This window comes from Gottfriedia acidiceleris, assembly GCF_002128425.1.
GTDB classification, from domain to species: domain Bacteria; phylum Bacillota; class Bacilli; order Bacillales; family Bacillaceae_G; genus Gottfriedia; species Gottfriedia acidiceleris.
Map to the genome: position 1 here is coordinate 152,169 of NZ_NESS01000007.1, position 11,922 is coordinate 164,090.

The 11,922-nt window shown below is 33.6% G+C and carries 11 protein-coding genes; 4 read left to right on the forward strand and 7 right to left on the reverse strand.

Features of this window, described 5'->3' with window-relative positions; translation table 11 throughout:
* Positions 1-64: 64 nt before the first annotated feature.
* The 3 genes from B6K90_RS14715 (at position 65) to B6K90_RS24200 (ending at position 1,826) form a co-directional block, all read left to right on the forward strand.
* On the forward strand, positions 65-535 hold the full coding sequence (locus B6K90_RS14715; RefSeq protein WP_088013628.1) for a DUF2243 domain-containing protein: 471 nt from the start codon (positions 65-67) through the stop codon (positions 533-535).
* The gene (locus B6K90_RS14720) at positions 525-1,298 is read left to right on the forward strand and encodes a cytochrome c oxidase assembly protein (protein WP_088013542.1); all 774 of its coding nucleotides are present in this window, start codon (positions 525-527) and stop codon (positions 1,296-1,298) included. Before B6K90_RS14715 ends, B6K90_RS14720 begins: the two co-directional genes overlap by 11 nt.
* A 72-nt stretch (positions 1,299-1,370) precedes the next feature.
* Positions 1,371-1,826: a WGxxGxxG family protein gene (locus B6K90_RS24200; RefSeq protein ID WP_088013543.1), complete on the forward strand. Its 456-nt coding sequence runs from the start codon at positions 1,371-1,373 to the stop codon at positions 1,824-1,826.
* Positions 1,827-1,869: 43 nt separating this feature from the next.
* Here B6K90_RS24200 and B6K90_RS14730 read toward each other — a convergent pair whose 3' ends face one another.
* Entirely contained in the window at positions 1,870-2,241 is a 372-nt protein-coding gene (locus tag B6K90_RS14730; RefSeq protein ID WP_088013544.1) for a MerR family transcriptional regulator, read from the reverse strand.
* A gap of 140 nt (positions 2,242-2,381) precedes the next feature.
* Here B6K90_RS14730 and B6K90_RS14735 point away from each other — a divergent pair, with 140 nt between their 5' ends.
* Positions 2,382-3,155, forward strand: coding sequence for an SDR family NAD(P)-dependent oxidoreductase (locus tag B6K90_RS14735; RefSeq protein ID WP_088013545.1), 774 nt, complete (start codon positions 2,382-2,384; stop codon positions 3,153-3,155).
* 41 nt (positions 3,156-3,196) lie between these two features.
* Here B6K90_RS14735 and B6K90_RS14740 read toward each other — a convergent pair whose 3' ends face one another.
* The 6 genes from B6K90_RS14740 to B6K90_RS14765 form a co-directional block, all read right to left on the reverse strand.
* Entirely contained in the window at positions 3,197-4,408 is a 1,212-nt protein-coding gene (locus B6K90_RS14740) for a helix-turn-helix domain-containing protein (RefSeq protein WP_088013546.1), read from the reverse strand.
* 124 nt (positions 4,409-4,532) lie between these two features.
* Positions 4,533-6,092, reverse strand: coding sequence for a histidine ammonia-lyase (gene hutH, locus B6K90_RS14745; protein ID WP_088013547.1), 1,560 nt, complete (start codon positions 6,090-6,092; stop codon positions 4,533-4,535).
* Between the two features lie 32 nt (positions 6,093-6,124).
* Entirely contained in the window at positions 6,125-7,489 is a 1,365-nt protein-coding gene (locus B6K90_RS14750) for an MFS transporter (RefSeq protein ID WP_235821810.1), read from the reverse strand.
* Positions 7,490-7,848: 359 nt separating this feature from the next.
* Entirely contained in the window at positions 7,849-8,997 is a 1,149-nt protein-coding gene (gene solA / locus B6K90_RS14755; protein WP_088013548.1) for an N-methyl-L-tryptophan oxidase, read from the reverse strand.
* 149 nt (positions 8,998-9,146) lie between these two features.
* Positions 9,147-10,439, reverse strand: a complete 1,293-nt coding sequence (gene murC / locus B6K90_RS14760; protein ID WP_088013549.1) for a UDP-N-acetylmuramate--L-alanine ligase — start codon at positions 10,437-10,439, stop codon at positions 9,147-9,149.
* 305 nt (positions 10,440-10,744) lie between these two features.
* Positions 10,745-11,857 (reverse strand): nicotinate phosphoribosyltransferase, encoded by a 1,113-nt coding sequence (locus B6K90_RS14765; protein WP_088013550.1) that lies wholly within the window; start codon positions 11,855-11,857, stop codon positions 10,745-10,747.
* Positions 11,858-11,922: the final 65 nt, after the last annotated feature.

Sequence of the window (11,922 nt, forward strand, 5' to 3'; positions counted from 1 at the left end):
CGATTTGATAGGTAAAATTGGGGGCAAAATGAAAAATATACCATTTGCAAACGGGGGATTATTTATGACTACTCTACAGAATTCAACTAATTATTTTCAATTAAATTTGTGGTCTGGAATTTTATTTGGACTTGGATTGGTGGCGTTTTTTGACGAAGCAGTTTTTCATCAACTACTTCATTGGCATCATTTTTACGATAAGTCTACAACAAGTATTGGGCTTATCTCTGATGGTCTTTTTCATGCATTTAGTTGGTTCGCAACGATTGGATCTTTATTTATGTTTGCGAATTTAAGAAGAAAAAAATCACTTTATATTAAAAGATGGATAGGCGGTGTATTACTCGGAGCAGGTTTGTTTCAACTTTATGATGGAACAGTTCAGCATAAATGGATGAAGCTTCATCAAATTAGATATAACGTCGATATAATGCCCTATGATTTAACTTGGAACATTACTGCTACAATTATGACTTTAATAGGTTGTTTTCTAATTCTTAAAACTCGAAATAAAGGTGGTCATTTTGAGAAATAATTTTACAACATACTTCACTTCATTTGATCTAATCATTATATTATTAATTTCACTTTTTATTGGTGGTTATTTAGTTGCTGCAATGAAATATAAAAAAATGGCATGGCCTAAATCACGTACTATATTATGGGTATCTGGTTTGCTTTGTTTATTAGTTTCTGTTATTGGACCAATTGCAAAACTAAGTCACCATCTTTTTGTTTTCCACATGATTATGCATTTGTTACTAGGAATGCTCGCTCCCTTTTTAATAGCATTATCTAGACCGATTACATTATTATTAACTTCAATAAAAACACACCATGCAAGGCGTGTTACACGTCTTTTAAGAAGTGCTCCTATTCGAATATTAACTCATCCTATTAGTACATTGCTTTTAAATATTGGAGGACTTTGGATACTGTATACCTCCACAGTGTTTAATTTAATTCATGAGAGCATCTTCTTGTTAATTTTTGTACATATCCATTTATTTTTTGCAGGATATTTGTTTACGATCTCAATTGTTGCCATTGAACCGATTTCTTATAAATACAGTTATTTCTTCCGATCATCAATTTTGCTTCTTGCATTAGCAGGTCATGCTATTTTATCGAAGTTGCTTTTTGCAAATCCGATAGACAATTTTGCCTTAAATGATGCTCAACAAGGTGCAGTCTTAATGTATTATGGAGGGGACTTTGTTGATTTGTTAATGATTACTGCACTTTGTTATTTCTGGTACAATTCATCAAATTCAAATAATACTAGAGCTTATATTTAATGGACTTTTTTGCCACATATAATCCTTCAAAAGATGCACAAATTATTAATGCATAAGGAAGGAGGGTTAAAGATGAATAAAATTTGTCTTACATTATGCACTGTATCATTATCATTTATAATTTCAGCTAATGTTCATGCTGCTTCAACTGGACCTGACGCTACCCAGTTAGAACCAAGCTATGATCATAATGGTAAACATATAAAAAGAGATTTTGACAATGATTTTAATGATCCAAACCACGTTGTAAATAATACGAAAAACACGGTTAAAGAAGGGTATTATAATACAAAAAATAATATCAAAAATACAACAAATGACATGTTAAATAACAATAATGGAGTAAATAATCCAGTCAATAATGACGGAAATTATTATCGACGAAATGTAAGTACTACTCCTACACCTGTTACTAACACTTTAAATACTACAGACAATACCGATAATAATCATTTCAATTATGGCTGGCTTGGGCTTCTTGGACTTTTAGGGTTTGCGGGTTTAAGAAAAAAAGAAAGAGTTGAATAAAATAAAAAATAAAAACCTTATTGGGGATTTCTCCAATAAGGTTTTATTTTTTGATTATGTTCTTTTGAATTACCTCTTTATAAGAATTAATTTTATGCTCCAACATTTTATTTGTTTCTTCTAATGTTTTTAGTTGATGTTCAATAGACTGTTTATGCTCAACTAATAGATCCAACCTAGCAAAAGATGTATGCTCACCTTCTGTATATAAATGTGCATACTCTTTAATCTTATTAATTGGCATTTGTGTTTCTTTTAGCTTTAGGACAAATCTTAACCACTGAATGTGTGATTCAGAATACAGCCTTTCACCATTTGCACTTCGATCAGGAAGAATGATCTGTTCTTTTTCATAATAACGTAATGTATGTGTGCTTATCCCTAACATCTTTGCGACTTCACCAATTGTATACATAAGTACCTCCAGTTTAAGTCAAAAATATTCAAGTAAAAAACAGTTTGACTTAGAGTTTACTCTAACCAGTATAATGAATCCGTAACTGATACACAATTAATTTAAATATAGTACAAACCATATTATTGGGAGGAATTTAGTTGAAAAAATATACTGTCATTACAGGTGCTAGTTCAGGAATTGGTTATGAATCAGCTCTTGCGTTTGCCGCACGTGGAAAAAATCTAATCATCGTTGCTCGTAGAACGGAAGAACTTGAAAAATTAAAGTCAGAAATTGCTAAATTGAATGCAGATCTTGATGTAGTAATAAAAACTGCAGATTTATCTGTTGTTAAAAATGCTTTTACTTTATATGAAGGCCTGAAAGAATATGATATTGAAACTTGGATTAATAATGCAGGTTTTGGTAATTTCGCTTCAGTTGGAGAACAAAATTTAGAAAAGATCGAGAGTATGCTTAATTTGAATATTGAAGCTTTAACGATTTTAACTTCTCTATATGTACGTGATTATTCAACAGTCGAAGGTACACAAGTTATCAATGTTTCATCAGGTGGAGGATATACAATCATTGGTAATGCCATCACATATTGTGCGACTAAATTCTATGTAAGTGCCTTTACAGAAGGGCTTGCTCATGAATTAAAGGAGAAAGGTTCGAAAATGCAAGCAAAAGTATTAGCACCAGCTGCAACCGAAACGGAATTTGCAAAAGTATCGTATGATTTAAAAGAAAATGTTAAATTTGAAGGCGTGCTGCCAAAATATCATACTGCAAAAGAAATGGCAGGTTTCATGCTAGACCTTTATGATAGTGAAAAGGTGGTAGGAAAAGTTGATGGAATTACTTACGAATTCCAATTATTAGATCCACTTTACCCTTATGCAACAAGATTAGAAAGACAGGAATAAGGGTAAAGCTTTTCCTTACCCCTAAACTCTGCATCCTAATTTTAATTTTCTAACACTAAATTTAAGTGTGGATATTTAGTAGCCCTATATTCTGAAGGGCTACTTTTTATGTATTTTTTAAATATACGACTAAAGTAATTCGAATCTTGAAAACCAATTCGTGTAGCAATTTCTTGCATAGTTAAATCAGTCATTTCTAAATAAAACATTGATTTTTCAATCCTTATTCTATTTAAAAAGTCAATTACACTAGTGCCAATTTCTTTTTTGAATAAGTGACTGAAATGATACTTACTTATGCAGCAATATTGAGCAATTTCTTCCAGTGTTATACTAGTTTGATGATTTTCTCTAATATACTTAGTTGCTTTACGAATAATAGGGGTCATCTGATTATTAAATGAATTGGCTATTTGAATCGTTAGCCAGTAAGCATATTCACAAACCTTTTTTACAAATTTATCATAGCGAATAATATGATATAATTCCTGGATTATTTGAGCGTTTTTTGACATGATGAGTGTTGCATTCACACCTGACTCTACAACAACTCTAGAGATTAACATAATTAAATCGACTACCTCAGTCTTAAATACGTCTTCATTTAATCGACATGCATTTGCTACCTTTTCAAGGAAACTTTTTAATTGATTGACTACCCCTTCTTCATCACCAATTCGTACAAGTGCTAATAATTCAATACGATCCTCGGTTGATCGTGCTCTTAGTGTATTTTCTTCCACTGGTTTAATACCACTATGGAATATCAGTTTGTTCCCTTGAAAGAAACGACCTGACATTGACTTTCTAGCCTCTTCAAAAGAGTGGTATAACAAATAAGGATCATTATATTTTTTACCTATTCCAATTGAAACTGTAATCTGAACCTTGTCTAATGAATTTTGAATTTCTTCTGCCATTCTATAAATCTTTTTATTGAACTCGATTTCACTATCTATATCATCTAGCTCAATTAGAAGTGCAAGCACACCTTCTTCTACCCAGTTCCATAAATAAGAAACTCCGATCGTCTGATCAATTTGATTTATTAGTTTATGGCCAATTTCTTGTTTCCACTGTATTGGGTTTTCTGCTGCTAAATCAGGATAGCGATCAATTGATATGACCATTACAACATTTGGATTAGTATTAATGCCACATCTTTCCTGAACTTCATCAAAAGTTCCTATATGGACGAGTGTACCAGAGAGTAACAAATTTGAAAAAGCTGATTGAGTAGCATTTCGATTCATCTTAATTTCTCCTTTTTAGCCTATGATTTTTCTTAGTTGAACATTTGGTAGTAAGTATCAAAATGATTGAGCATAAAAAAAGAAGCTGTCATACTCTTAGAGTATAACTGCTCCATTAAAAATTTCATAATTCCATGACCCCTATTTTCTCTTCAACAAGTTCAACAATATCTCCATCATGAATTTGATTACGAATTGTTTCTATATCATGATAAAAATAGCGATCCTCTTCAACTGCTGGAACTTGATTTCTAATTAACTGATATACACTTGCCGTTACCGGTGACGGTTTTAGTGAATCATGGAATTCTAGTGCTTGAGTGGAAACCATTAGTTCGATTGCTAAAATATGTTCAAGTTTTTTTGAAATCTGATAAGCTTTCCTAGCTGCGAAATAAGCAAAGCTAACAACATCCTCTTGATTTGCACATGTAGATGTATTATCAATCGTTGCGGGATGGGATAGTACTCTTATTTCATTAAGCAATCCAGCTGCAGTATATTGTGGAATCATATATCCATTGTTTAATCCAGGATTTACAACTAAGAAATTAGGAAGTTCACTTACATGGAAATTCACTAATCGATCGATACGACGCTCTGCAATCTTAGCTAAATTCGCCATACCAATACAAATAGTATCCGCATAAATTCCAACAAATGAAGCATCAAAATTTCCACCCATTAATGCGGTGCCATCTTCTTCCCCTGGCCAAATAATCGGATTATCACTTGAAGACTTCATTTCATTCTTAACATTTTCCAATGCATTTTTAAATACTTTTTTTACTGCACCATGTACTTGTGGTATACATCTTAAGCTAAGTGCATCTTGTAAGCGATAGTTTTTATACTTCTCTGCTATCTCACTTCCATCTAAAATCTTGGAAACAATTCTAGCTGTATTCATTTGTTCTTCATGTTTTTTTACTGAGTGTAGACGAGGATCTAAAGCTTTTATCGTGCCTTTAAGCGCTTCTAATGACATGGCACCACTGATATCTGCCGTTTTTACAGCTTGAATAGCATTATATATCGAGAGTATAGCGAATGCTGTTACTGAAGTAGTACCATTTAATAGTGCTAATCCTTCTTTACATTCAAATGTTACTGATTTTAAGCCTGCACGCTCCAATGCTTCATGCCCATTTAGAAGCTCGTCTTTGTACCAAGCTTTTCCCTCACCCATTAAAACCAGGGCCATATGCGCTTCGGGAGATAAATATGCTACCGATCCCTCACCAGGAACAAATGGTAAAATATCGTTGTTAAGAAGAGCAGCAATTAGCTCTAACACTTCAAATCTAACTCCTGAATAGCCTTGCCCTATATTATTTAGGATCATTAATTGGATTGCTCTTACTACTTCTTTTTCAAGAGGCTCTCCTACAGAAACAGCATGAGATCGGACAATATTTCTCTGAAGAGCCTGAGCATCTTCCTTTGAAATAATTTCTGTTACATTGCTTCCAAACCCTGTAGTTACGCCATACACTGCTCTTTCTTCTTCAAGAAATTTTTCAACTAGATTTCGAGAAGTATTTATTCTTAGAAAGTAGTTTTCTGAAAACGATACTTTTGCACCATAACATGCAACAGCAATCACTTCATTAACTGATAACTCATGATCTCCAAGAATAACCTCATTTATATTTTTTGGATGAATTAAATCGTTTTTGGTCATCAAAAACACCTCTTTACTATGAATGTATCAGCTTAACTCGTAACTGATTGTTTATTTGTCTCAACTAGATCATCTTCAAGTAATGGATTACTAGCTTCGTTTAATGAAAGTGATTTTGTCTCTGGAGCCCAAGCAATCGAAACAATTGTACCAATAAATAGAATAATCGACATTCCAATCATAGAAGGTGCCATCCCCATTGAGCTAACGCTTATCGGTAAAAGGAATGTCCCAATAGCTGAGCCTATTCGACTAACTGCTGTCGTCAAGCCAACCCCAGTACCACGAACCTCGGTAGGAAATAGTTCAGCAGGATACACTAATGTTAAATTGGAAGCTGCCGACATTACAAATGTAAAGATTGCAAACACAATAATTGCGATTGTATGTAGACCTTGTGGTAAAACTGTTAATGCGAATAATGAAATTGTTAAAATAATAAATGTATTAATTGTAAACCCTCTACGAGTTAACTTTTCAGTACACCAAACACCAGCTAACGCCCCTACTAGAAGGAACAAGTTTAGAACCATGTCTACACCAAACGTTTCTTCAAATCCCATTTTACTTAAAATAGTTGGTAGGAATGTATAGATTGCGAAATACGGAACTACCTGACACATATAAAAAAGTGATCCGAATGTTGTACGTTTCCAAAGCTGCTTATTGAATAAGTCTGTCATTTTGTATGCATGTTTAGAATGAGCGTCAACTGTTTCATCCATTACAGCATTTTCACCAATATACTTTCTTACAATAGCACGTGCTTCTTCAACACGCCCCATCTTTAATAACCAACGTGGAGACTCCGGCGTACCAAAACGTAAAAGTAAGACAATTAAACCAGGAAGTGCAGCACTCACTAACATCCAACGCCATGCATCTGGCCCTGTTTTTTCCAAGTAATAACCAACTAAATTAGAAGCTACATATCCAACTGTCCATAAAACGTTTAATGAAGATAATAACATTCCTCTATACTTTCTAGGTGCAAACTCAGCTAGTAAAGTAGAACCTACGGCATAATCTCCTCCGAGTGCAACACCGATTAAAATCCTTAAGGCAAAAAGTGTATATGGATCGTGAACAAAAAACTGCAGGGCAGATGCGATTGTAATAATAACAAAGTTTGCTAAATAGATTTTCTGCCTACCAATACGATCTGATAATCCGCCAAGAAACAAACTACCGAAAAAAAGTCCGATTAATGCGGAACTACCGATTAATCCTTCCCATACAGAATTTAATTTCATCTGTGGACCTAGGAGTGAAAGTGCCATGCCTATAATTCCTAAAGCATAACCATCCGAAAAATTCGATCCAAAAGTAAGTGCCGTAATCCGAATATGGAATTTATTAAGCGGTGCATCGTCCATCATAAATTTTTTATCCTTCAAAAGAATTCCCCCTTTTTTGACTTTTCAGATAAATTAAATTATAAAAAATAGTAAGTAATAAAATAACTACTTACTTAAACGTACCTAAAGCGCTTCCAAAAATTTTCATCATTTTTAATAAATTATAATTATTACTCACCAAATTATCTCTAGATAAAGTTTCGGATTACTAGCACAATCTTGCTGAAATGTTAAGTCCAGGGGATTAGGGAATCATGAGCATAATGAAGGTAAGAGGAAAAAAATTCAAAAGAATAAGAGATAGTTTTTTGGCTATCTCTCAGAACATAACGTATATATTGGTTTATTTGCAGTTTTCCTGATTTTTATTGCAGATTTGACTTATGTAATCCTCAAATTTACAATCTCTTGCTTAAAAAACGATTTAATGAAAACATACTCAAATCAAAAGCAGTTTTCTGTTTTGTTACTAGATCAGCAATAATCTCACCTACAACACTTGCAAACTTAAAGCCATGGCCAGAGAAACCTGTGGCAATAATTAAATTTTCGTATTCTGGATGCTGATCAATAATGAAGTGCTCATCCGGTGTCATTGTATATAAACATGTTTTACCTTTTACTAATCTACCATTTGCAAGCGGCATATACTCACTTAAGAAATTTCTCAGATCTGTTTCATCTTCAATGAACTCTCCAAATTCTCTGTTAAATTGATCTGGATCTATAATTTGTCCTCCATCATGTCGTCCAATTTTCAATCCGCTATTATGAAGAGTTGGAAAACCGTAATAATGTCGATCAATTAGATCAATTGTAAATGCTGGTAGCGAACTAGAATCGTATAGCTCCTTATCACATTCAAACCAACCAACTGTTTTACGAGTAGGTTTTAGAGGAATATGTAACCCAGCCTTTTCAAGTATTTTCCCTGACCAAGCGCCTGCACAAACTACAATTTTATCTGCTGAATAAATAGAATCTTTTGTACGCACTTGTGTCTTATTAGAGTCTACTTCAATATCCACAACAGGCGATTTTGTTTTAAGAGTACTACCTTCCTTAACATATAGTTCTCTATATGCTCGAATACACTCTTCACTGAAAAGAATTCCGGAAGATGTTTCTAAACAACCAATAAATCCTTCCGGTAAACATAAGCCGGGCCATCTTGCATTGATCTCATTATAATCCATTATTTCAAGCGGCAATGAAAATTCCTTTGCACTATTTATTACCTCATTTGTAAAAGTCGATCCAGATGCACCAGCACATAAAACGCCTGTTCTCGAGAATAATTGTTTTCCAGACAATTGTTCTAACTCTTCCCATAATGTTTGTGCCCGTAATGCTAAAGGTACGTATTCTCTACTTTCTCCATATGCATGACGAATGATTCTAGTATCGCCGTGATGGCTACCAAAGCTATGTGGTGGATCAAAAGAATCTATTAATAATATTTTCTGATTTCCTTTTGATAAATAGTATCCTGCTGCCATTCCCATAGAGCCCGCTCCAACAATAATTACATCATAGTGATTATTCAATCAACTCACTCCTTAGCTTCTTCATTCGTATGACATATTCTTTTTGTTTTTACAATATACCTTCTTATATCAGCGTTTTTAGTAAATCAAGTTTATTCTAAAAAACAAAAAACCCGTCTATGAATATTCATAAACGGGTTTTACAGTTTTTATAGTTTTTCGTATGCTGCTTGATATTTTTGGATATCTCCAGCACCCATAAAAATTAATACGCTATTTTTATGATTTTGTAAATTGCTGATATTGTCATCAGTTAATAGTTCAGCACCTGCGATTTTACAAGAAAGGTCTTCAATTGTTAAAGTACCTTTATCTTCTCTTGCAGAACCAAAAATATCACATAAGTAAACTTTATCTGCTTTTTCTAATGTACCAGCAAATTCATCTAAAAATTTACTTGTGCGTGTAAATGTATGCGGTTGGAACACTGCTACGATTTCACGATCAGGATATTTTTGACGTGCTGCTTGAATCGTCGCTTGGATTTCAGTTGGATGATGAGCATAATCATCGATTAACATTTGATCTCCGAAGCGTTTTTCACTGAAACGACGTTTTACGCCACCATATGTTAATAATCTTGCTTTAATAATATCAACATCGATTTCTTCATAATGGCAAAGCGCAATTACTGCTAAAGCGTTTAAAATACTATGATCACCATATCCTGTAATATCAAAAGTAGCGTAATACGTATTACGGACGAATACATCAAATGTTGTACCATTTGTATGCTTTTCGATATTACGAGCTTGGAAATCATTGTCCTCGTTAAATCCATAATACATTACAGGTACTTTGGCATAAATTCGTTGAAGATGTTCGTCATCTCCACATGCAATAATACCTTTCTTTACTTGATCAGCCATTTGTTGGAAAGCATCGAATACATCATCTACACTTTTATAATAATCCGGATGATCAAAATCAATATTAGTCATGATGCAATAGTCTGGAAAGTAAGAAAGAAAATGACGACGGTATTCACAAGCTTCAAATACGAAATACTCGCTGTCTTTTTCACCTTTACCAGTACCATCTCCAATTAGAAAAGAAGTTGGACGCGCACCAGAAACTACATGGGCTAATAAACCTGTCGTAGAGGTTTTACCATGTGCTCCAGTAATTGCAACGCTAGTAAATTTATTCATATATTCCCCTAGGAATTTATGATAGCGTGCCATCGGAATTCCCTTTTCAATAGCAGTTGCAATTTCTTCATGAGTATCAGGAAATGCATTACCTGCTATTACAAATTGGCCTTCTTTAATATTTGCTTTATCAAATGGTAAAATCGTAATATTTTTTTTTCGCAATTCATTTTCAGTGAAAAAGTGCTTTTCATAATCTGATCCCTGTACAGTCAAACCAGAATCATGTAATATTTGTGCCAAAGCACTCATTCCAGTACCTTTAATTCCTACAAAATGGTAAACTGTCATATTAAAAGAACCTCCAAAATCGATCACTAATACAACGGCCTATCTCTTAGACAGTATATGTGTGAATAAAAGAAATGGCATCAATATTTTATAAATTTGATGCATTGTTACTTTGCCGAGTCTAGTTATTTTTTTAATGATAACTAACTTAAATTTTTACGCAATTAGTATTATATCACTTTAACTCCCATAGGACTATTTATTTTAAGTCGCACTATGAGGAAATAGATGGAAACATAAATTTTTTAAGCCATCAACTTATATTAAAATACTATGAATCTTATATTGATTTTTTTGTCCCATTATTATCTGGGACTCATTTCTACCCTTTCTAATCGAGGGTTTTCACGAAGCTTTCTTCCAGCTTTCGCTTGTTGCACACCATTTAACTCGACATTATCACCTGTAAATCCTACATTAACTTTTAATAAACTTCCGCCTACACCATATAAATCTACTGGTACACCTTGTTTCTCGAAAGCTAAGATTCTTTCTACAGTAAATCCTCCACTTACTACAATTTGCACATGGTTATACCCTTCTTGATCTAGTGCATTTCGTAAAGCAAAAATTAATGGAGGATTTACACCTCTAGGGTCAAAACTTCCTAACAATTCTGGATTACCAATAAAATACTGATCAATCATTGTTTTCGATGTATCTACACGTACAGCCTTTAATTTACTACCAAATTCTCGCGCAACCTTTAATGCATCATTTATGACATCATTATTATAGTCTACTAAGACAATTAAATCATCTTGTGGATAAACCTCTGTGTATGCACGCGCAGCTTCAACAACATCACCATTATACATTTGTATCAGAGCATGAGGCATTGTGCCCATACCTTCATTGCCCCACCACTCATTCATTGCATGAGTTGCTTGTGCAGTTGCACCACCAATAAATGCAGCATAACCGTCTCCTGCTTGTGTCGTAAAATGATCATCACGATCTCCCATGAAAATAACAGGCTTTTTAATGCCTGCGGATTTTGCAGAATGTTTTACATTGTATACGTTGGTAGCAACAGAAGTACGTCTAGCCAAAATACCATCAATAATTCCCTCTAAATAGCCAAAATCAGCATATTTTCCTTTAATTGTTAAAACAGTTTCAAATGGTTCAATCATATCCCCATCCTTTAAAGAATGAACAATAAGATTTTCTGGATGATCAGCAAAAGTTTGTAAAATAGCAATTGCTTCATCCGTGCCACATAATACTGCATTATCTCTTTGGAAAAATTGCATTGTTACTTCAGTATCTGGCTTCTTTTTTCGAATGATCTCTCTAGTTTTTAAAAAGTATACAGCTGAAAACCAGCCTTCACCGATTCTATCGTCAAATTTAAATGTTTGGTTCGTTAATCGGCTAATTTTACCTTGTAATTTTAAATCTAATTCTTTTTCCATGAATCTTCACCTGCTGAAAAGTATCGTTCTTTTTTTTCTAGTATGGGTTAAAAAAACTTTAACAT